The sequence below is a fragment of the Thiohalocapsa marina genome (assembly GCF_008632335.1).
In the GTDB taxonomy this organism is placed as follows: domain Bacteria; phylum Pseudomonadota; class Gammaproteobacteria; order Chromatiales; family Chromatiaceae; genus Thiohalocapsa; species Thiohalocapsa marina.
Map to the genome: position 1 here is coordinate 201,391 of NZ_VWXX01000001.1, position 20,743 is coordinate 222,133.

Here is a 20,743-nt window from a genome sequence, read left to right on the forward strand (position 1 = left end):
GTTCAGATCTTGCTTTTGCCTTGGTCCATGCGCACTGCGTTCTGCGGAACAGGCCGCGGTTGTTCGGTGACGCCGACACCCGATGCGAAACCGGCTACACTCCTCGCATGGTCAGCACCCCTACCCGATCCTCATCCGGATCAGCCAAGAGCGACTACGACAGCCCCTGGAAGGAGGCCTTGGAGCGCTTCTTCCCAGAGTTTCTCGCGCTGCTGTTCCCCCGCGTCCATGCCGGGATCGACTGGTCCAAGGAGATTCAATTCCTTGACAAGGAATTCCAGCAGATCGTGCGCGAGGCCAAGACCACCCGGCGCTATGCCGACAAGCTGGTCGGCGTCACCCTGTGCGATGGCACGGCGGCCTGGGTGCTGATCCATGTGGAGGTACAAGGCGAGCCGGAAGCGGCCTTTGCTGAGCGGATGTACACCTACCACTACAAGATCCGCGACCGCTATCAGGTGCCCGTGGCCAGTCTGGCCGTGCTCGCCGATACGGATCATGGCTTTCGCCCCCAACATTACAGCGCAGCGCTCTGGGACTGCCGAGTTGACTTCCGCTTTCCCATGGTGAAACTGCTCGATTCCGCCGAGCCACAGCGCTGGGCCGAGTTGGAAGCCAGCGACAACGTCTTCGCCCTGGTGGTGATGGCGCAGATCCGGGCCAAAGTTACCGACGATGGCGAAACGCTCAAGGGTTGGAAATTCCGCCTGATCCGCCTGATGTACGAGCGCGGCTACGAGCGCGCGCTGATCCTGGAGCTGTTTCGGCTCATCGACTGGATGATTCGTCTGCCTGCAGGACTGGAAGCAGACTTTCGCCAAGAACTCTATGCCTACGAGGAGCAACAGCGTATGCCCTATGTCACCACGGTTGAGCAAGCGGGGATCGAGAAGGGTCTCAAGCAGGGCGTCAAGCAGGGCGTCAAGCAGGGCGAAGCCATGATGTTGCTGACGCTGCTACAAGAAAAATTCGGGCCAGACACCGCCGACGCTTACCGCGAGCGCATCACGGCCGCCGAACCCGAGCAGTTGCTGCAGTGGTCGATCCGCATTCTGAGCGCCGAGACCCCGGAAACCATCTTTCACTAGAGGAAATTGAGCGGTACGCAAACCGCGCTTTCAAATCGCATGCCGATTGTCGGCTTGGATCGAATCAGGGAGGCCACTACATCAGCGTCTCACAAGGCGTCCCGACTAGGGCACCAACGTCGGATTGATCACCGCCCGCAGGCGCGCGCCCGACTTCACTTGAAACCCGGGCTGCAGCGTGATCCGTTCCCCGGCATAGAGGCTGGCCTCCGCCCCTGTCTGCACGACCACCGATGAGTCGGTGGTCAGCGTTCGGCAGGCAGTTCGGACCTGGAACCCGGTCAGATCCCCGGTGATCGTTCTGTCGTTCTGCGTACAGGAACCCGCCACCAGCGAATACCCCGCATCGATGAGGCCGGCGCCGCTGTCCGCATCGAAGCCCGTACCCACCGATCTGAGCGCACCGCCGAACCCGCCGACACCCTGCTGCTCGATGTCGATCGCCATCTGCTGCAACAGAACGGTTATCCAGACTGGCGTCAGGCTCGGGGTTGCCTCCAGCATCAGCGCGGCAACCCCCGCAGCGTGTGGCGCCGCGGCCGAGGTGCCGAAGAAATTCGGCCAGCCGTCACGCTCATAATCACCGCCAAAGAAGGTGTTGTTGCCCCCATCCGGCGCGGTGAACTCGGGCTTCTGGCGCTGCTCATCCACCGGATTGCCACTGGTGTCGAACAGGATGGGAATCCCGCCCGCGGACGAGAAGTAGTTCAGCACCGGTGGATTCTCGCCGAACTCCGGCGTCAGAAAATATGCCGAGGCCCCCACCGCGTTCGCCCCCGCCGCATTCGCATGCCCGTAGCTGGTCGGGCTGTCCGTGTCGTACTCCAGACTCGACACGCTGCCGAACCAGACGTATTTCAACACGCCCGGAAACGGCCCGGCATAGTGCGGAATCGCGAGGTAGTAGGTGCCACTGCCCAACGAAAACCCCTCGATGGGATCCCCGCCGATGTTGTCGCTGTAGCTGCATCCCAACAGGCCGCTTGCACTGGCGGTTGAGGACACGCAGAAATCCACGTCGGCTGCCGATCCGCTGCCGCCACTCACGGAAGAGAAGGGCTGATCCCATTGCAGAATGAAGGTGCCACCGGTGGTCACCAGCCGCTGCCAGGGTGCGACGCCGGCCCCGGGATCGAAATCATGCAACTCCTGGTCGCCCCAGCCGAGATTGACATATTGCCCGCTGGGCCTGAACGGCGCCTCGTAGGACTGCCGCGCGCTGTTGCCCGCCGATGAAAAGTACGCCACCCCGTTCGCCGCCACCTGGTCCGCCGCCTGGGCAATCACCCCGTCCTGGAACATGGGCTCCGCAAAGTAGATCACGTCATCCACGATCACCGTGGCACCCGCGTCGGCCAGGTCCAGAATGCCCTGGGCAAAGTCCGCCTGGCCGTTCCAGGCGGTATGAAAGGCAAGGGCCGCCCCCGGCGCAACGTCGTGCACGATCTGCGCCATGGCCCGGCCCTCGTCGCTGCAACCGCTGGTGATGTCGGAGAGGATGGCGACATCGCCGGGTAGATCACCGCTCAGCTGATCGCCCGCATACCCCCCCAGGCAATTAAAGCTGTCCGATAGCACGCCAACGGTCTCGCCGCTGCCATCAACGCCAAAGTCGGCCCGTGCGGTATCGGAATACTGCGCCGCGTCGCCCTGACTGCTGACCGAACCGGTCTGCGTCAGCGCCAGGGCGGGTCGCGCAAGGCGCAGCCCAGGCTGAAACTCCAGTTCCGCCAGACGCGCCAGCGGGATGCGGGCGGACACCAGACGGCCGGCAATGGCGTAGACCTCACCGCCCAGGGCCTCGATATCCAGGGCGAGCGACTCCGCATCGGCGGCCGCAACGGCATCGATCACGACGCTCTCCTCCACTACGCGCGCCAGCGTTCGCTGTGACACGAAGCCGCCCGGCGCCACCCGCTTGGTCGCCACCGCCTGCTGATAGTCCTGGAATTCCCGCGAAAGCACATCCAGGCCCAGTTGCAGCCGCCCGCGCGCTGGGGCTTGCCGGGCGCTGAAGGGCAGGCCCAGCGCGCCGCCACCGCCCGCAGCAGAGTCCGCCCGAACAATCTCCAGCGCCGAGGCGGCGAGCGGAAACGCCGCAAGCACACAGGCAAGCACCACCAGCGCCAATCGCCGACCGATGCCGCGACCCGGACCGGTCCCATGCATGGCAACCCCGCTAAAGCCCCTCATGACCCGTCGCACAGTACGTCCTCCGCAAGCGCCGGCGCCCGAATCGCGAACCGCGATGCGCTAAAACGCCACCCTCACAGTCAAGTATTGCACCATCGCGCGGAAACGGCTGTGAAAAAAACCCAACTTTCCCTGAAAAAATAGACGGATAAATCCAATATTACACGGTTCAATGCCGACCCGGGACATGCCTCACGAAGACTTTACACGAAAACGATTAGTCTGCGTGAAGGCTTCAGGAAGTGACATTAATGCTATGTTTGTTTTTTAATTTTGCGCAATTTTGACCCGCCGCATGTCGATATACCGAAGCACAGACAGCGCCGGTAAATTTGCCATACACATGCATGGCGCGTATACTTTCCAGTCACGTCAACATAGCTGGGCGTCCGCCCGGGCGGAAGAATGTCGATGTCGCGCAAGTCACCCTCCCCTTCGGCGACCCGTAGCGGACGCCACTCGCGCCCGGCACTGCTGTTTACCGCCGCGCTGCTGGCCCCGTTGGCCGCCTTGAACCAGGGCGCGGCCCAGGTCCCTGTCACGCCAGACTCGACAGCAGAGCTCCTCGACGACACGGCAGCGCCGCTGTCCACGCTGGAGCACTGGGAGCAGCAATTCCCACCGAAAAAACATTCCTATCTGAAACAGTGGCTTAGGCTGAGCGAGAAAAAAGGTCTTCGTAAACTTTTGACGCCGATTCAGTATACTGCTGCGCAAACTTGAGGTTGCAAGGCAGGTTGCGATGAGGACACCGTCTGGCCGCAAGGCGCTGAGCGCCGAGAGACTGCTGCGCACCGCGCGCGGCGTGTTTGCGACGCTGCCCGATGCGCCCGGGCACGACATCGCGCTGGTCGACCACCTGATATCGGCTCTGGCGCTGTTTGGGCTGAAGTACCCCTCGTTGCTGCAGTTCGATCACGACTGCCGCCAGGAGACCACCACCCGCGCCAACCTCAAGTCCCTCTACTGGGTCGCGCGCGCACCGAGCGACAGCCGGTTTCGCGAGCAGCTGCGGCAGAAACTGCGCAGCCGCTTCGATCTTTGCCTGATCCCCGACTGGGAGACGCTCTACCGTTCGATCATCACCCGCCTCAGCTCCCGCTCGTCGACAACACCTCGTAGGGCAGCGCCGTGAGCGAACGTGCTCGAGGGGAATTCATGAGGGGGAAAACACAGCCAACCAACACAGCGCCACTCACAGTGCAGGGGTTAGTTGTGTCCTCAACCCAGTGCCGAGCGCTGCCGACCGTCCGGGCGCGATCAGGCGGCGGCGAGCGGGAATTGCTGCGGTATCAGCGACCGGGAAGACAGCTTGCAGTCGATGTGCGAACATAGCTGCATAGCAGCCTGGGCGTCCTGATGACGCAACCGCTCCTTCGCCGCCGGACATGAAGCTCAGCCAGCACGATCTGCAGCAACTCGACGAAGGCCACCTGCAGGGATTGCTGGAGGCGACGCTGCGTCGGTTGTCGGTGACATTGCTGGCCGATCTGAAGGAAGGGCGCGAGCGCCTACAGCAGCACCCTGGCAACAGCTCGCGCCCGCCGAGCTGTCGGGCCAAACGCAAGTCCGGCAAACAGCCGAGGGTGCCGGGGACGGTTTACACCGGATTCCAGTCGATCGATCTGCGTCGGGGCGACCCGAGCGTGCCGGGTCTGCAACTGGAGGTGGTGGACCATCGCTACCTCGAGGTGACCTGCGGCTGTGGCCACAGCACCCGAGCGCAGCCGGCGCAGGGCGCGGTCGAAGAGACGCTGGAAGGCCTCGCCCTGGGTGAATGGCGTCTGGTCGGTCCGGGGCTGGCAGGCTTCATTGTGGTCTAGAACCTGCGTTTACGCCTCTCGCGGGCGCGCATGCAGGAACTCCTGCACGAGATGGTTCGGGGTGCAGGTCAGTATCGGCACCCTGCATCAGACGCTGCACCAGACGAGGGCGATCGTCGCGCCCGCCGAGGCGGAGCTGATCGCCGAGCTCTGTGCCGAAGTCGCGGCACAGGGCGTCGGTGGCCTGCTGCATGCCGATGAGACCTCCTGGCCACAACGCGACCAGCGCCTGTGGGTGTTTCTCACCACCACGACCACCGTCTATGTCGTCGCCGGGCGCGGCAAGGTCACCGTCACGTCCCTGTTGGCCGGCTTTCAAGGGTGGCTGATGAGCGATAGATGGTTCTCCTACCGCGACTACCCGAAGCGCCTGCGCTGCTGCTGGGCGCATCTGCTGCGCAAGGCCCAGGGCCTGATCGAGAGTTACGACAAGGAGGCCCGCCGCTTCGGTGTCTTGGTGCGCAGCATGTAGTCGAAGGATCGTGTATTTGATAAAGCACTCGTGCAAAGGCGGTTGCTCTTAGGAAGCTTGCATCCGCAAATCAGAGGCCTACCCGCCTTAATCACCATTTCGTTGGCAGCCGACCTAGTTTGGCTGCAACTGGATCACGTGCTGCACGGTCAATTTTCTGGTGTTTATTGAGCAACCCGAGATCGATTGGTATTACCATTACCAAACCATCTCCCAAGTCATTCGGGTCGTTCGCAAGGAACACCCACGCTCTGGATAACGATCTTTGCAGTCATGAAATTCACTGTGCGCAGGTTATTATCGAGACCAAGATTAGGACACGCGCTCGAGCGGACACTCACTAGAGCTGAATACATTGTCACCGTCGGATTCCCTCACCCTCCCAAAGCCAAAGTTTAGCCATCTAGCTATAGTTGGTCATAACCGGCTTAACGCTCGCCCATGCACGATCCATTAAGCAGTCTTTGCCTCGTTATCGGCAACGCGCGAAGCGGCTCGACCCTGATCGGGGCGCTGCTGGACCGTCACCCAGCGGTCGCCTGCGCCAATGAGAGCCAGGCCTCCGAGCAATTCTGGCACGGCTATGATCGCGAGGCCCTGTGCGCGGAGCTGTTGGAGAACGCCGCGCGGCAGCGCGACGCCGGACGGCCGTCGGCCGGCTACCAATACGGCATCGAAGGCTCGGAAAAGGCCCCCTCCGCCGTGCGGGTGCTGGGCGACAAGATCTGGAACCCGGCGCTGCTGATGCTGCACGGCAAGCCCGATCTGCTGGCGCATCTGGGGCAGCTGCTCGGTTGCCCGGTGCGGCTAGTGCACAGCATCCGCAATCCGTTCGATGCCATTGCCGCCATGCATGCGCGCAGCGGCGCACCGTTGCTCGATCGCGCGCGCTGGTACTTTATGCATTGCGACGCCGCCAGTGCGCTGCGTGCACGGCATCCGGAGCACTGGCTGGATGTGCACCACGAGCACCTGATCAACGCGCCGGAGCAGACCCTGACGGCCTTGCTGGCCCACCTGGAGCTGACGGTACCGCCGGACTTCATCGAGGCCTGCCGCGGGCTGATGTATGCGTCGCCACGGCGCCGCGCGGCCGAGATCGACTGGGACACCGAGACGCTGCGGTTCATCGAGGGGCGCATGGCGCAGTATCCGTTTCTGCAGTGCTACCCGTCGGTGGCGGACGGCAGCCGAGGGGCCGGGACGCGGCCTGCGCCTGATGCAGCGACGGCCTTGCGCCCGGCGGAGACCATCGCAGCGGCGGTGTCGGACGAAAAGCCGATCCAGGCGGCACAGACACCGATCCCAAGGCAACAGGCCGATCGCGGCGAGCCGGAGCTGACGGCCATCGTCGTCATGCACGATATGATGCGCGAGGCGCCGCGCACCCTGTACTCGCTGAGTCGGGCCTACCAACGGGCGTTGGACGGCTTGCGCTACCGGGTGCTGGTACTCGATCACGGCTCGCGCGAGCCGCTGCCAGCGGGGCTTGCGCAACAGTTCGATGCTGAGATCGAGTACCGTTTTGTCGATACCGACGCGGTCTCACCCGTGGCGGCGATCAACGCAGCCGCCGCGGAGGTTGTGAGCCCTATGCTCATGCTCAATATCGACGGGGCGCGCATCCTGAGCCCCGGCCTGCTGGGCTGGTTGCGGCGCGCCAGCCTGTTGTTTGCCGATCCCCTGGTCTACACGCTTGGCTGGCATCTGGGTCCGGATCTGCAAAACCGTTCCATGCTCGAGGGGTATGACCAGACGGTGGAAGACCGGCTACTGCGCGAGGCGGACTGGCGTGCCGACGGCTATCGGCTGTTCGAGATCTCCACCCTCGCCGGCTCAAGCGAAGATGGCTTTTTCGGCATGCCCGCCGAGAGCAACTGCTTTGCCATGCGCACCGCGACCTTCCACGCCCTGGGCGGCTTCGATGAGCGCTTCGCGAGCCCTGGGGGCGGGCTGGCCAATCACGATCTGTTTGCGCGCACCTTGGCGATCGCCGGGATACAGCCGGTGTGCCTGCTCGGGGAGGGCAGCTTCCATCAGATCCATGGCGGCGTTGCCAGCAATGCGCCCGCCGCGGAACACCCCTGGCCGCGATATCAGGCCGAATACCGGGCCATTCGCGGCCATGAGTGGCAGCCGACCGACGGCGTCGATCCGGTGTACCTGGGTCGCATGCCGTCGACGGCACGTCGCTTCATAGGCACCGCAGAGGCGTACGCGGCCGCCAAGACCGATGCTTGACGAGCTGGTCATCGTACTCGGCATGCATCGCTCCGGCACCTCGCGGGTCGCCGGACTCGTGCATGCCTTGGGTTTTGCGCTGCCCGACGCGGTGTTGCCGGCGCATCGAGAAGACAATCCCGGCGGCTATTTCGAGCCGGAGCCGGTGATGGCCCTGCACACGGCCTTTTTGCGCGCCATCGGCAGTTACTGGCAGGATCCCGGCGGCCTGCCCGCCGGCGCCTTTGAGGGCGAGGCCGCCGAGCAGGCGCGCGGCGCCATCGGCGACTGGCTGGGCCGACAGGCGCAGCGGCAGAAGACGCTGTTGCTGAAGGATCCGCGGCTTTGCCGCCTCTTGCCACTCTGGCGTGATGCGCTGGAGGCGACGGCGAGGCGCGTGCGGGTGGTGCGCGTGGTGCGCAGCCCGGATGACGTGTACCGCTCACTCTGGCGGCGCACCCGGCACCCGGTCATGGGCGGCGCCGGGATCGAAGACGCCCTGCACAGCGATCTGCTTTGGTGGCGCCACAACCACGAGGCGATGCTGAACGCCGCGGGCTTGCCTACGCTGGCGCTTGACTACGCGCTGGTGCAGCAGGACCCCGCGGGTCAGTGGCTGGCGTTGCAGCAGTTTCTGGCTCCCCTCCCCCGTCCCGTCGGACCAGCGGATGCGCCCCCGGAGCCAAGACCCGCCCGCCATGCCGCGGACGATGTGCCGTCGGCGCGGCGCGACATCGGCTGGCAGGCCTTTCTGCAGGCGGAATATACCCGGTTCGCCGCGCCACCGAACACGATGCCGGACGCGAGATTGGCGAGTCCGGACGCGGCGGCGCTCGAGGTACGGGTGCCGCCGGGACCCTGGCCACCGCCTGTCGCGGACCAGTCGCGCTGCATTCGTGCCGCCTGTGAGGGGCTGCGCAAGACGCTCTTCGGCGCGCATCCCCAGCCGATTCCCTGGCCCGCGACCGGTGGCGAGGCGCACACGCTGGGCTACCTCTTCGTCAGCCCCAATCCGAGCAGCCGCAGCCATATCTATCGGGTCAGGAATCCGGTGGACGCGCTCAATCGACTGGGGCTGCGGGCGGCCTGGCTGCCCCCTACGGAGGCGCTGCAGGCGCTGGACGGGGGACATCGCCCGAGCACGCTGATCCTGCACCGGCTGCCCTGGAGCGACACGGCCGAGCAGCTCTGCGCGCTGGCCCGCAGCGCCGGTGCGCAGATTGGCTTCGATATCGATGATCTTGTCTTCGATGGCGAGGTGCTGGCCGCCGGAGACATCAGCTTCGTCAACGCACTGGAGCCGTCGCAACTGCCGTTCTGGCAGACGCTCGTCGCCGCCCTGGAAGAGACCGCGCGACGGGTGGATTTCATGCTGGTGCCGACAGAGACGCTGGCGCGGCATGCGCGTCGCGTCTGCCAGCGGGTGATCCTGGTGCCCAACGGCTTCAGCCCGGAGAATCTGGCCCTCGCCGGGGGCTGTTGGCGGCTGCCAGACACCGATGACAGCCGTCTTGCTGAAGATACGCCAGTGCGCATCGGCTATGCCAGCGGGACCGCGACCCACGATGCCGACTTCGCCCCCTTAGTGCCCGTGCTACGGGATGTCTTATCGCGCCATCCGCAGGCGCGGCTGTGCGTTGTCGGCACATTGGACCTGGCACTCGATGCCCTGCCCAAGGGCCAACTGGAACGCCGGCCTCTGGTGCCGCACATCAACCTGGGCGCGGAGCTCGCGCGCTTTGACATCAACCTGATTCCGCTGGAGCGCAGCCGCTTTTGCGACGGCAAGAGCCCACTGAAGTACTTCGAGGCGGCGCTGCTTGGGGTGCCCAGCATCGCCGTCGACAATCCGACCTATCGCGCGTTGATTCAGCCAGGACGCAATGGCCTGCTGGCCGCATCCCCGGAGGATTGGCGGCAGAAGCTGGAATTGCTGTTGCAGGCACCGACCTGGCGCGGCGCCCTCGGTCAGGCGGCGGCCGAGCACTGCCGCCAGCGATTTCACTGTGATCGACTGACGGCGGAGCTGCATGCGGCCCTGTCGGCGGACGCAGGAGCGACGCCAAGCCCCAGGATCGCAAGACGCGCTGCGGTCTCGCAGGTGCCGCCGACACCGTCACGGACACGGACGACGTCCGGACCAGATTTTCTCGGCATCGGCGCGCAAAAGGCCGGCACGACCTGGCTCTATCAGCACCTGTCGCGACATCCACAGATAGCGTTTCCCGCCGGCAAGGAGGTGCATTACTGGGATCTGCTGGAGTCGGGCCGGCGCAGCGAGCCAAGCACTTGGTATTTAGAACAGTTCACGCACCCGGCAAGGCCCGATGTCCGGATGGGCGATATCACGCCGGCCTATGCTGTGCTACAGCCGGAGACCGTTGCGCGCGTCGCGGCGCTTTTGCCTGCGCTGAAGCTGATCTTCATTTTGCGTAATCCTATGGAGCGGGCCTGGTCTGCCGCGTTGATGGCCCTCGACAAGGCGTCAATGACGCTTGAGGAGGCCTCCGACGCCTGGTTTCTCGAAGTGCTCCACTCACATGGCTCGCGGCTGCGCAGCGATTACCTGCGCACGTTGTCGCTTTGGACACAGCATTTTAATACTAGTACAATGCTGCTACTTACGTTCGACGAACTGCGCCACGATCCCAAACGCTTGCTGAGACGCGTCGCTGAGCACCTGGCCATCGATGCGGAACACTTCGAGTGTTTACCAACGGAAAGACTGCGGCAGCCAGTGTTCGGCGGCAACTTCGGAACCAGTGCCTCGGTGCGCCCCAGCCTGCGCTCAGCGCTGTGCAAGCTCTATGGTGCTGGCCTGGATCAGCTCGAGACAGACTGGAAGGTAGACGTAAAGCCTTGGCGTGCGTTCTGCCATGAAGGCGATGTGAAATAGGTCTTGCGTTCCCAACCCAAGTGGTGACTTAACTGCACAGCATAAAGAGACTGAAATCTTGTCCCCTGGTCCAATAGATCAGAAAAAGTAAGGAACATGGGTCTCCTTCGAGGGACTGGTGATTCCTTAGTTACGCAAAACGATGTGTCGTATTCCTGATAGAAATTGGAGATCAAAATGTACCCACTTGAAAAGACCTTGCGAAATGCAACCTTTGCATCCATCCTGCTCGCGTTATCAAATGCACCTACCTTTGCTCAGGACGCACTTTATATTGATGAATCCGGCAGCGTTGGTATTGGGACGGATACTCCGCAAGAACAGCTCCACATCGTTGGCGGGACAACAGGGGAACTGAAAATGCGTTTGGAGCAAAGTATAGACAATGCATGGGCCTATTCAGTTGTTGCTGAAGATGGGTTTGGCAAGACAAATGTGTTCCGGATTTCCAAGCAAGGCACAGGTGGACCCGAGCTAGAGGTTTCTGCCAAGGATGATGCTGGAGGAATCCCCACCCTTGAAGTATTTGGAAGCGTAAAAGCGAGTAATATTCTTTTTAGTTCCTCGCGAGAAATGAAGACGGATTTTGAGACTATAGACACAAGCAAAGTTCTCGATAGAGTCGCTTCTTTGCCCATCACTCAGTGGCGCTTCAAAAGCGACGATTCTAATCGTGTACATATCGGCCCCATGGCTGAAGACTTTGCTGAAGTCTTCCAACTCGACGGCCCGAGTCAGAGCATTTCGGTTGCTGACAGCAACGGCATTGCCCTTGCTGCCATTCAGGGCTTAGTCCACGAGCTGAAACAGCGTGACCAGCGTATCGAATAGCTTGAGCACCAGGTTCAGGCTTTGACAACACAGATGAAAGCGATCAGTCGCTGAGGCATCGGCGAAACCTATAGGCACCATGACCGGCGAAATTTGCAGGGTTTAGGAGAATACTGATCGATTTAGCATTGTCTGGCAGGGGGCAGGAGGCCCCGCGCTGACTTTAGCTGGGATGGCCGATAAATTGGCCTCACCAAAGGTATCTCCTCTTACTGCTCTTTGCATCCTCAAAACTACTTGGATGATATCCTCTTTTTTCAGTACAAATCGTCCGATCGACCATCAGGTGATCGATCTCATTCTCTACAAGACCTACGCCGACCTGCGTGCCGAGGCAGCCAAGACCTACATCAACTACCTGTGGTGGGTCATCGACCCGATCCTCAGCATGCTGGTGTTTTATCTGGTGTTTGGCCTGCTGTTCCAGCGCGGCGGAGAGGGCTTTGTCGCCTTTTTGCTCAGCGGCCTCGTCATCTGGAATTGGTACCGGCAATCGGTGGCCCACGCGGGTGGCTCGATCCTCAACGGCAAAGGACTGATGAATCAGGTCCACGTGCCGAAGCTCGTGTTCCCGACCGTGACGCTGCTGACGGACCTGACCAAATTCGCGTTGGTGCTTGTGCTGCTGTTGGTCTTTCTCTGGATCTCCGGCTATCCAGTCAATGCGAGCTATCTGGCATTACCGGTCCTCCTCGTCGTGCAACTGCTACTCATCGCGGGTCTGGCGTTTTGTCTGGCCGGTCTGGTGCCTTTTGTGCCTGACCTGCGCTTCTTGGTCGACCACCTGCTGCATCTGCAGTTCTTTTGCTCTGGTATCTTCTACTCGGTCAAGGACCTCCCAGCCCAGTACCAGGGGTGGTTCTATCTCAATCCGATGGCGGGGCTGATAGAGGACTATCGCGGCGTGCTGCTGCACGGGACCTGGCCCCACTGGGGTCGACTGGGACTGATCGCGCTGGGGTCGACGGTATTGCTCGCGGTGGCGATAAGCTTCGTGCACGGCCGCGACCGCGAGTATCCCCGCGCGATACGATGAGCCATGACATGAGCTTTCCCAGTCAAGAACCGTTGTTATCGCTTGAGCACGTGGGGCTTGCCTTTCACCAGGGCGGGCTCGCACTGCGTCCTCGGCCCCCGTTCTGGGTGCTGAAAGACATCAGCTTCGATCTGTATCGCGGCGAGACCCTGGGGGTGATTGGGCGCAATGCGGCAGGCAAAAGTACCTTGCTGCGCGTGCTTGCGGGCATCATCCGGCACGACCGAGGGCGCTTCATCAACCGGGCGCAGAGCATCTCTCTGCTCACCCTGCAGACCGGCTTCGTGCCCTACCTCACGGGGCGGCAGAACGCCGTGCTCAGCGGCATCCTGCTTGGCTTGCGACGCGCCGAGGTCGAGGCGCGCATGGAGGCGATCATCGACTTCTCGGAGCTTGGTGCTTTTATCGATCAACCACTTAGCGCGTACTCATCAGGAATGCGGGCACGACTGGGCTTCGCCGTGGCCTATCAGGTGCAGCCCGATATCCTGCTGATCGACGAAACGCTGGGCGTAGGCGATGCCGAGTTCAAAGAAAAATCCGCACAGGCCATGCACGAGCGGATTCGCTCGGACAAGACCATTGTGCTTGTCTCACACGTTCCCGGTACAATACGCGAACTCTGCGATCGCGCAGTCTGGATCGAGGAGGGCGTCACGCGCGCCGTAGGCGACGTCGACGAGGTCACCCAGGCCTACCATGAGGAGGTGAGTCGGCGCCAACAACGCCACGAGCACGCCATCCGCGCGCTATGAGGATCGCCGTGCGCATCTTCCACCGTTGGCGCGAACGCCTGCGCCAAGCGACGCAGAGCACCGCGTCATCCTTAAGCACCGAGGATCTGCTGTCGGTGACACTCCTGCCGTGCGGCTCGCCGATCACTTCAAGCAACGCCCGGTCAGAGCCCTTCGACATCACGCAAATGGTCGATCAGCTCATCGGTGACGATGACGCCAGTCTGTGAAGTCAGCGAATGACCTCGACTATGACCGGCAACTCGAGCGCTCCCCATGCCCGGTCGGCCGTGAGTACCGGCGCTTCATGCTCAGTGGCGAGCGCCAGGCATGCGCGATCGGCCAGCGATAGTCCGCAGGCTCGGGTGGTTTGCCAGAGGTCAGCGGCGATCAAGGCCTGCTGCGTGCTGAATGGCTCAATCCGGATGCCAAGCTCAGTCAGATCCTCATCAAGGCCCGTTGTATCCGCCCCAAACTGCTTAGCCTTCTGAAGAACCTCGCAGAGATTGACGCTGGACATCAGCGCACCGTCAAGACAGTCGCCCACTCGCGAGCCGCCAGGTTCATCGTGCAGATAGGCCAACAAGGCGGATGCATCGACCACGTAGACTGATGCAGTCACCCCGCTCCCTCTCCCGGGATCTCTTCTCGAGCGGCCTCCGCGCGGCGCTCCGTTATCAAGGCATCCACCAGGCTGACGTGTGGATCGACTTTGCGAAATCGCTCCCGCAGACGCCGCTCGACCACTTGGCGTGGTTCCAGAATCAGTGCGCCGTCTTTCACCCGGATCAGGAGCCGTTCGCCGGGATGGAGCCCGAGCTTGCGACGCAACGCAGCCGGCACCACCAGGCGCCCCTGCGGCCCTATCTGGATCTCGTTTCCTGGAGTGGCCATAAAGGCCTCCTTTGCCATAAAACCATCAAATTGCCACAGTATAAGTTAAATGCCAGATCTGGTGACAGAGGAGATCCTTGTTCAGGGCGTCGTAAATCCTCTGACCCGGCTCGCCGACCAGCACGGCCAGCTGATCACGCCGGATGCAAGCGCCGCTTGGTCCCTCAGGGCTGGTGCTGGCTTAACTGAATCTGGTGAACCCAAGGTTCCACGCGGCGCGCGTGGGAACGCGGCGATTTCAGTTTAACGGTGTTGGATCGCAAGACCCTTCGTTCGTTGACCCTTCGTCCACTTAAGCACATGGGGCTTGCCTTTCGCCAGGGCGGCCTCGCGCTGCGCCGTCGAGCGCCGTTCTGGGTGCTGAAAGACATCAGCTTCGATCTGCATCGCGGCGAGACCCTGGGGGTGATTGGGCGCAATGCGGCAGGCAAAAGTACCTTGCTGCGCGTGCTCGCGGGCATCATCCGGCACGATCGGGGACAGTTCATCAACCGGGCGCAGAGCATCTCTCTGCTCACCCTGCAGACCGGCTTCGTGCCTTACCTCACGGGACGGCAGAACGCCGTGCTCAGCGGTATCCTGCTGGGCTTGCGACGCGCCGAAGTCGAGGCGCGCATGGAGGCGATCATCGACTTCTCGGAGCTTGGTACTTTTATCGATCAACCACTTAGCGCGTACTCATCAGGGATGCGGGCACGACTAGGCTTCGCCGTGGCCTATCAGGTGCAGCCCGATATCCTGCTGATCGACGAAACGCTGGGCGTGGGCGATGCCGAGTTCAAGGAAAAATCCACACAGGCCATGCGTGAGCGGATTCGCTCGGACAAGACCATTGTGCTTGTCTCACACGTACCCGGTATGATACGCGAGCTTTGCGACCGGGCGATCTGGATCGAAGAGGGCGTCACGCGCGCCGTAGGCAACGTTGACGAGGTGACCCAGGCCTACCATGAGGAAGTGAGTCGACGCCAACAACGCCATGAGCACGCCATCCGCGCGCTATGAGGGTTACGAGCAAGGAGTCCTGATGCAGATTTTCGTCCTGGGCATGCACCGATCCGGCACCTCGGCGCTCACCCGGATCATCAACATGATGGGTGCAAGCCTGGGGCCGGCGCATCTCGTCGGCGGTCCCGCGGCCGATAATCCGAAAGGATTCTGGGAGCGCACCGATGTCTCGGGTCTAAATGATGACCTGCTCCGGGAACTTGACTGCCGTTGGGACGATATTGCTCATCTGTCGCCGCAGGACTTCGATCGGCTCTGGCCAGAGCCCCTTCTCGACCGGCTGCAGCAGGTGCTATTTCAGCTCGACACCCATCGGCCTTGGGTGTTGAAGGATCCGCGGCTGTGCCTGACGCTGCCGGTCTGGCGTCGCCATCTGGAGGTTCCGGTCTGCATCTTGATGCATCGCTCACCGATCGAGGTGGCGCAGTCCCTTTCGGCGCGCAACGGATTTTCGCTAACGCACGGCATCGCCCTCTGGGAACAATACACGCTTTCGGCGTTACAAGGCTCGGCAGGGCTGCCCCGCAGGGTGCTGTCCTACGCGCATTTGCTAGAACGGCCCATGGAGACGGTCGGCGAGCTTTACGAGTTCCTCCGCGAGGCGGAGGTCGGCGGCTTGCGGCTGCCATCGGAGCGCGAGGTCGCCGCCTTCCTCGACAACGGACTGCGACATCATGAGACCACGGTCGAATCCATGGATGGCTATCTGAACCTCGCTCAGCAGCGTTTGGCGCTGGCCATGGCCGACGGATCTGCGTTGAGCTGGACCGAGGTGCCTCAGCCCAGCGCCGGGGCTGTCGAAACGCTGGCGCTGATTCGCTCCCAGCGTGTCAATGCTGAGCAAGTCCATGCCAGTCTTCAGCGCCTGCAGGCGGATCTGGTCGATGCGCACGCAGAGCTCGAGCGAAGTGTGCAAGCGGCCGAGCAGGTGGCCTCGCAGGACCGCGAGATCGCCGCGCTCGGCACCGACCTGACCACCGTCCAACGGCGCGCCGGTGAGCTTCAAGAGCGCCTTGATGCTAGCCTGGTCGAGATCGACGCCAAGGACACTCAGATCGCCGCGCTCGGCACCGACCTGACCACCGTCCAACGGCGCTCTGAGGCCTTGGCTCAGCAGGTCGACCACACACTTGCCGACAACGCCAGCAAAACCGCCCTGGCCGAACAACTCGCCCAGGAGACCATGCTGCTCGGCAGGTGGCTCGACGGCATCGACAGCAGCTTCCGCGCCGCCATGGGGTCTTGGCGCTGGCGCTTGGGCGACTCCGCCGTGCGCTCGGTGGAGCGCCTGATGCGACGCTCCAAGCCGGCCTTGGCCACCGACCATATCGAGGCCGTCCTGGCCGAGTTCCGACGCTGGCGACAAGACGGCGGCGCCTGGGGTCGCGTCTGGAAGATCCAGCTGAGACCTCCTGTTGGCGCCAACCTTGGCTCAGTGCCGGTCCAGACGCCGCGGTCTTCTGCATCCGCCTCAGCCACACCTCTCACTCCGCGTCTTCCACATGCCGCGGAAGGCAAGCCAGACGTGCTGATCTTCCCGATCATCGACTGGCATTTCCGCATCCAGCGCCCGCAGCACATCGCCCGCTGCCTCGGCGAGCTCGGACATCGGGTGTTCTACTTCACAACCACCCCGCTGCCCGAGACCGAACAGGCTGGCTACGAGATACTGGAGAATCCCGCGACAAACGTGTATCTCTGCCGCCTGACCCATCGCGGTGCCGCCGTCTCGATTTACGACCGGCCCATGGACGAGGCCGTTCGGGACGCGATGCTGTCATCACTGCAGCGACTGCAGGCAGAGTGGATGCTGCACTGCCCGGTCTCCGTCGTTCACTTGCCGTTCTGGGGACCACTGGCCGCCGCCATCCCCGGCGGTCCTGTCATCTACGACTGCATGGACTATCATGCTGGATTTTCGACGCATACGGCACAGATGCAACGGGAAGAGGATCGATTGTTCCAACTCGCCGATGCGGTGATAACCACCTCCGACTGGCTTTCCAAACGCATCGCCCACAAGGCGCCGACCAACGTGCTCATCCGCAATGGCGCCGAGGTGCAGCGGTTTAAGGAGGCCGCGGCGGCGAACAACACCAGCCCTGGCTCGCGTCCGGTCGTGGGCTACGTTGGCGCCATCGCGGAATGGTTCGACACCGCCCTAGTGGCCGCCGCGGCCGATGCCTATCCGGACTGGGACTTCGTGCTGGTTGGCGCGACCCATGGCTGCGATACGCGCCCACTCGAAAAGCGCCCGAACGTACAGCTGCTGGGCGAGCAACCCTACGACAGCATTCCCGCACGGGTCGCCGCCTTCGATGTCTGCATCATTCCGTTCCAGCTTACCGAGCTGATCCAGGCGACCAACCCGGTGAAGGCCTACGAGTACCTCAGCGCCCGCAAGCCGGTGGTCGCCACCAATCTGCCCGAGCTACGACCTTTGACCGACCTGGTGCACGTGACCGACTCGCACGAGGCGTTCATCACCGCCCTGGCAACGGCCATGGACGAGCACGACGACGCCATCCTGCGCACCAACCGCCAGGCATGGGCAACGGATCAGGACTGGCTCGGACGGGCGCGCCAGTTCGAAACCGTGATGAGCGCACAGTTGCCAAAGGCTAGCGTCATCGTGCTGACCTACAATAACCTGGACTACACCAAGGCCTGCCTGGAAAGCCTGGAGCAATTCACCGATTACCCGGATTGGGAGCTCATCATCGTCGATAATGCCTCCACCGACGGCACGCCGGCATTCTTGCAGGACTACGCAGGCGGCCGGTCCCACGTTCGCTTGATCCTGAACGATGACAACCTGGGCTTCGCCGGCGGCAACAATTGCGGCCTGCGCGTCGCCAAGGGCGATTATGTCGTCTTGCTCAACAACGACACCTATGTCACTCAGGGCTGGCTCTACGGACTAATCCGGCATCTAGCCAAGGACCCGAAGCTCGGGCTTGTGGGTCCGGTGACCAACAACATCGGCAACGAGGCCAAGATCGACATCCACTACAGCAACATGAGCGAGATGGCCGTTGCCGCCCGCGCCTACACCGCCGCACATGCGAGGCACCTCATCCCCAACGATGTTGTCGCCTTCTTCTGTGTGGCCTGGCGCCGCTCCCTGCTCGAAGAGGTCGGCCTGCTCGACGAGCAGTTTGAGCTGGGCTTCTTTGAAGACGACGACTACTGCCGCCGCGTGCGCGAAGCCGGCTATGGCGTCGCCATTGCCGAGGATGTCTTCATACACCATCACCTGTCCGCAAGCTTTGGGACCCTACCCGACGAGGCTCGCAAACGCCTCTTCGATGACAATCGCGCCCGCTACGAGGCGAAATGGGGTGAAGGCTGGACGCAGCATGTCTATCGCGACAAATAGCCAAGACCCCATCTATTCATGGCCAAGCAAATCATCCTGCACGTAGGAACTGAAAAAACAGGAACCACCTCGATCCAGGAGTACCTGTCGGCTGTACGCCCCGCTCTGGAAGAATCCGGCTGGCTTTACCCAAGCTCCCTAGGCTCTGGTCCACACATTCAATTGACTGCGTGCTGTTTAGATTTCTCCCCCAATGCATCGTTACTGAAAGCATTAGGTATCGCGTCGGATGCCCAACTTGAACGCCATCGCGAAAGGGTCCTCAAGCGGCTGACTAATGAGGTTGCAACAAGCACCTCTAATAAAATTATAATCAGCGACGAACACATCAACGTTCATTTGTGCACGCTCGAAATACTAGAGCGCCTGCATGCGCTGCTCAGGAACATCGGTACTATAACGAAGATTGTCTTATACTTGCGCCGGCAAGATCGTCTTTACATGAGCATGAAGAGCGAAGCGTTGAAGAACTCGCTCTTTCATGTTCACAACCTAAAGGATCCAATTCACACATTCCACGTCCTTCCCTACAGGTTTAACTACGCGAAAATTGTTGAAAACATCCAATCCGCTTTCCCAAAGAGCGAGTTCGTCCTTCGACCTTTCATCGATTCGCCAGACTTCGATGTACTAGCCGATTTTAGACACACTCTTAGGCTAACCTCTTTACCAGTAATATCACAAGCTGCTCGGCAAAACCTCTCGCTGCCAAATGCGGCATTTCGCTCCCTCATCCTCATTGGCGCCCTAGCATCAAAACGAAACGATACGGCGTTACTATCACACTGGAGGACGGTACTAAATCTGGTTGCGAATCGATTTCCGGGGCCCCCAGCCCGTTTAAGCGCTGCCGAAAGTGCGGAGTTTATGACGCGTTTTCAGTCAATGAATAGAAAGCTAATTGACGAATATCCCCAATTGGGTTCCGCCCTTCATTCAAAAGACCTCGATACTGAGTTAACAGGATCTTATCCACCATCGAATCTCGAGCCCTTGACGTTATCTCGTGCCATTTCGGACTCCCTGCCAACCAGAGCTGCAAACACACTGGAAAAAATCTGCTTTGACCTCTCCCAGGCTGACGACGACTATGCACTTGCGTTCCCCCCTGAAGTCCGTGAGCGATGGGAAGTGATAAAACAAAAGAATCTTCAGAGTCACTGATATGCTAGAGCGCTGACCGGGATCATGAAGGCCTTGATCAAAAGCTCGGACAGTCTTGTAAAGGAGGGTGGAACATGCGTAGCGGTTTCACCAGTGTTAGGCCGGGAGCGTGATCAACGCCATATGCGAACAAATCCAACGAAAAGAGCTTCGCATTCTTGGCTTGTCTGACGAACCAGTCTACTCAGTGCGTCTCAAAGAGACATTTGACTATACCAGCACCTTCTACCACAAGGAACCATTACTAGACATTCGGGGCCCATACCCGCACTGGATTGAACCAGCAGATTTAGTAATTGCATCCGAGGTTTTCGAGCACGTTATTGGTCCATCACAGGCAGCCTATGACGGGGCATATCGACTGCTAAGACCTCATGGATTTTTGCTTTTGACTGTTCCTTACATTAATCACGAGAACAGCTTGGAGCATTATCCGGGCCTCGTGCGTTACAAGTCGAAGAAAGACACTCTAGGTCAGTGGGTTGCAGAACTGGTGTTTGAACATGACCATAAAGCCACAGATTATAAGCCTCGATTTCACGGAGGACCTGGCTCAACATTAGAGATTAAGCAATTTAATCGAGAACGTTTAATGCGGGATTTACATACCGCCGGCTTCGTCGATATAGAAACGTTCGATGAGGACAAACCAGTACTTGGTATTAATTGGGGCAAGCCCTTTCGACCCATACTCGCGAAAAAGCCAGCGACACTGACGCGCTATGTCAAACTCTATATTCAGCACATCCCGCAGCGAACCCTCAAGCATTCGCAACCCATCGAATGCCTAAAAAGCTTGTATCGGGATCACCCCGAGTTGTTTCATCACCGTCCGTATTATCAACCGAAACTTGACAAATAACTCTTTAATGGACTCGATACGTAAAAGATTTTAGATCACGAATCAAAATCTAAAGTATGCATGACTTAAAACAAGACGCGGGTATCCAGCGAGTAAACAGCTCTGTCCGCCACCGTGACGTCGAGTATCCCGAAGACGGCTTC

18 protein-coding genes are annotated in these 20,743 nt (G+C 61.1%); 15 read left to right on the plus strand and 3 right to left on the minus strand.

The genetic code is table 11. The features are described from left to right. The first annotated feature begins 107 nt into the window (after positions 1-107). On the plus strand, positions 108-1,088 hold the full coding sequence (locus F2Q65_RS00965) for an RpnC/YadD family protein (protein WP_150089483.1): 981 nt from the start codon (positions 108-110) through the stop codon (positions 1,086-1,088). A gap of 105 nt (positions 1,089-1,193) precedes the next feature. Here the strand turns inward: F2Q65_RS00965 and F2Q65_RS00970 are convergent, their stop codons facing one another. Further along, positions 1,194-3,257 carry a S8 family peptidase gene (locus F2Q65_RS00970; RefSeq protein ID WP_170265429.1) on the minus strand — a complete coding sequence of 688 codons (2,064 nt, stop codon included), beginning with the start codon at positions 3,255-3,257 and terminating at the stop codon, positions 1,194-1,196. 435 nt (positions 3,258-3,692) lie between these two features. Between F2Q65_RS00970 and F2Q65_RS00975 the strand changes: the two genes are divergently transcribed. From F2Q65_RS00975 to F2Q65_RS01020, 10 genes are all read left to right on the plus strand, one after another. Continuing rightward, positions 3,693-4,004 (plus strand): hypothetical protein, encoded by a 312-nt coding sequence (locus F2Q65_RS00975; protein ID WP_150089487.1) that lies wholly within the window; start codon positions 3,693-3,695, stop codon positions 4,002-4,004. Between the two features lie 19 nt (positions 4,005-4,023). After that, positions 4,024-4,416, plus strand: coding sequence for a hypothetical protein (locus tag F2Q65_RS00980; RefSeq protein ID WP_150089489.1), 393 nt, complete (start codon positions 4,024-4,026; stop codon positions 4,414-4,416). A gap of 253 nt (positions 4,417-4,669) precedes the next feature. Beyond that, entirely contained in the window at positions 4,670-5,104 is a 435-nt protein-coding gene (locus F2Q65_RS00985) for a hypothetical protein (protein WP_150089491.1), read from the plus strand. A gap of 61 nt (positions 5,105-5,165) precedes the next feature. Next, complete coding sequence (locus F2Q65_RS00990; RefSeq protein ID WP_170265430.1) at positions 5,166-5,576, plus strand: IS66 family transposase; 411 nt, start codon at positions 5,166-5,168, stop codon at positions 5,574-5,576. A gap of 441 nt (positions 5,577-6,017) precedes the next feature. Next, positions 6,018-7,817, plus strand: coding sequence for a sulfotransferase family protein (locus tag F2Q65_RS00995; protein WP_150089495.1), 1,800 nt, complete (start codon positions 6,018-6,020; stop codon positions 7,815-7,817). After that, positions 7,810-10,692: a sulfotransferase gene (locus F2Q65_RS01000; RefSeq protein WP_150089497.1), complete on the plus strand. Its 2,883-nt coding sequence runs from the start codon at positions 7,810-7,812 to the stop codon at positions 10,690-10,692. Before F2Q65_RS00995 ends, F2Q65_RS01000 begins: the two co-directional genes overlap by 8 nt. 177 nt (positions 10,693-10,869) lie before the next feature. Continuing rightward, positions 10,870-11,523 (plus strand): tail fiber domain-containing protein, encoded by a 654-nt coding sequence (locus F2Q65_RS01005; RefSeq protein WP_150089499.1) that lies wholly within the window; start codon positions 10,870-10,872, stop codon positions 11,521-11,523. A gap of 286 nt (positions 11,524-11,809) precedes the next feature. Beyond that, the gene (locus tag F2Q65_RS01010) at positions 11,810-12,559 is read left to right on the plus strand and encodes an ABC transporter permease (RefSeq protein ID WP_170265431.1); all 750 of its coding nucleotides are present in this window, start codon (positions 11,810-11,812) and stop codon (positions 12,557-12,559) included. Beyond that, positions 12,556-13,314, plus strand: a complete 759-nt coding sequence (locus tag F2Q65_RS01015; protein WP_246155812.1) for an ABC transporter ATP-binding protein — start codon at positions 12,556-12,558, stop codon at positions 13,312-13,314. The genes F2Q65_RS01010 and F2Q65_RS01015 overlap by 4 nt, the downstream gene beginning before the upstream one ends. A gap of 8 nt (positions 13,315-13,322) precedes the next feature. Continuing rightward, positions 13,323-13,523 (plus strand): hypothetical protein, encoded by a 201-nt coding sequence (locus tag F2Q65_RS01020; RefSeq protein ID WP_150089503.1) that lies wholly within the window; start codon positions 13,323-13,325, stop codon positions 13,521-13,523. Positions 13,524-13,525: 2 nt separating this feature from the next. Here the strand turns inward: F2Q65_RS01020 and F2Q65_RS01025 are convergent, their stop codons facing one another. Both F2Q65_RS01025 and F2Q65_RS01030 read right to left on the minus strand, forming a co-directional pair. Then, positions 13,526-13,915, minus strand: a complete 390-nt coding sequence (locus F2Q65_RS01025) for a type II toxin-antitoxin system VapC family toxin (RefSeq protein WP_246155814.1) — start codon at positions 13,913-13,915, stop codon at positions 13,526-13,528. Then, a complete protein-coding gene (locus tag F2Q65_RS01030; RefSeq protein WP_150089505.1) occupies positions 13,912-14,187 on the minus strand; it encodes an AbrB/MazE/SpoVT family DNA-binding domain-containing protein in 276 nt (91 codons plus the stop codon). The genes F2Q65_RS01025 and F2Q65_RS01030 overlap by 4 nt, the downstream gene beginning before the upstream one ends. Positions 14,188-14,439: 252 nt before the next feature. Between F2Q65_RS01030 and F2Q65_RS01035 the strand changes: the two genes are divergently transcribed. The 4 genes from F2Q65_RS01035 to F2Q65_RS01050 all read left to right on the plus strand — a co-directional run bounded on the left by F2Q65_RS01035 (position 14,440) and on the right by F2Q65_RS01050 (position 20,600). Continuing rightward, the gene (locus F2Q65_RS01035; protein WP_246155816.1) at positions 14,440-15,192 is read left to right on the plus strand and encodes an ABC transporter ATP-binding protein; all 753 of its coding nucleotides are present in this window, start codon (positions 14,440-14,442) and stop codon (positions 15,190-15,192) included. Positions 15,193-15,214: 22 nt separating this feature from the next. Then, a complete protein-coding gene (locus F2Q65_RS01040; RefSeq protein ID WP_211353912.1) occupies positions 15,215-18,574 on the plus strand; it encodes a glycosyltransferase in 3,360 nt (1,119 codons plus the stop codon). An 18-nt stretch (positions 18,575-18,592) separates the two neighbouring features. Beyond that, positions 18,593-19,738 carry a hypothetical protein gene (locus F2Q65_RS01045; RefSeq protein WP_150089509.1) on the plus strand — a complete coding sequence of 382 codons (1,146 nt, stop codon included), beginning with the start codon at positions 18,593-18,595 and terminating at the stop codon, positions 19,736-19,738. Between the two features lie 109 nt (positions 19,739-19,847). Continuing rightward, complete coding sequence (locus F2Q65_RS01050) at positions 19,848-20,600, plus strand: class I SAM-dependent methyltransferase (protein ID WP_150089511.1); 753 nt, start codon at positions 19,848-19,850, stop codon at positions 20,598-20,600. Positions 20,601-20,743: the final 143 nt, after the last annotated feature.

Bases quoted from the DNA above. Each gene is read 5' to 3' on its own strand.
- F2Q65_RS01045 (WP_150089509.1), top strand. From the start codon at position 18,593: ATGGCCAAGCAAATCATCCTGCACGTAGGAACTGAAAAAACAGGAACC.
- F2Q65_RS01015 (WP_246155812.1), top strand. From the start codon at position 12,556: ATGAGCCATGACATGAGCTTTCCCAGTCAAGAACCGTTGTTATCGCTT.
- F2Q65_RS01030 (WP_150089505.1), bottom strand. From the start codon at position 14,187: ATGGCCACTCCAGGAAACGAGATCCAGATAGGGCCGCAGGGGCGCCTG.
- F2Q65_RS01040 (WP_211353912.1), top strand. From the start codon at position 15,215: ATGCAGATTTTCGTCCTGGGCATGCACCGATCCGGCACCTCGGCGCTC.
- F2Q65_RS00965 (WP_150089483.1), top strand. From the start codon at position 108: ATGGTCAGCACCCCTACCCGATCCTCATCCGGATCAGCCAAGAGCGAC.
- F2Q65_RS01005 (WP_150089499.1), top strand. From the start codon at position 10,870: ATGTACCCACTTGAAAAGACCTTGCGAAATGCAACCTTTGCATCCATC.
- F2Q65_RS00980 (WP_150089489.1), top strand. From the start codon at position 4,024: ATGAGGACACCGTCTGGCCGCAAGGCGCTGAGCGCCGAGAGACTGCTG.
- F2Q65_RS00970 (WP_170265429.1), bottom strand. From the start codon at position 3,257: ATGCATGGGACCGGTCCGGGTCGCGGCATCGGTCGGCGATTGGCGCTG.
- F2Q65_RS01000 (WP_150089497.1), top strand. From the start codon at position 7,810: ATGCTTGACGAGCTGGTCATCGTACTCGGCATGCATCGCTCCGGCACC.
- F2Q65_RS00985 (WP_150089491.1), top strand. From the start codon at position 4,670: ATGAAGCTCAGCCAGCACGATCTGCAGCAACTCGACGAAGGCCACCTG.
- F2Q65_RS00975 (WP_150089487.1), top strand. From the start codon at position 3,693: ATGTCGCGCAAGTCACCCTCCCCTTCGGCGACCCGTAGCGGACGCCAC.
- F2Q65_RS00995 (WP_150089495.1), top strand. From the start codon at position 6,018: ATGCACGATCCATTAAGCAGTCTTTGCCTCGTTATCGGCAACGCGCGA.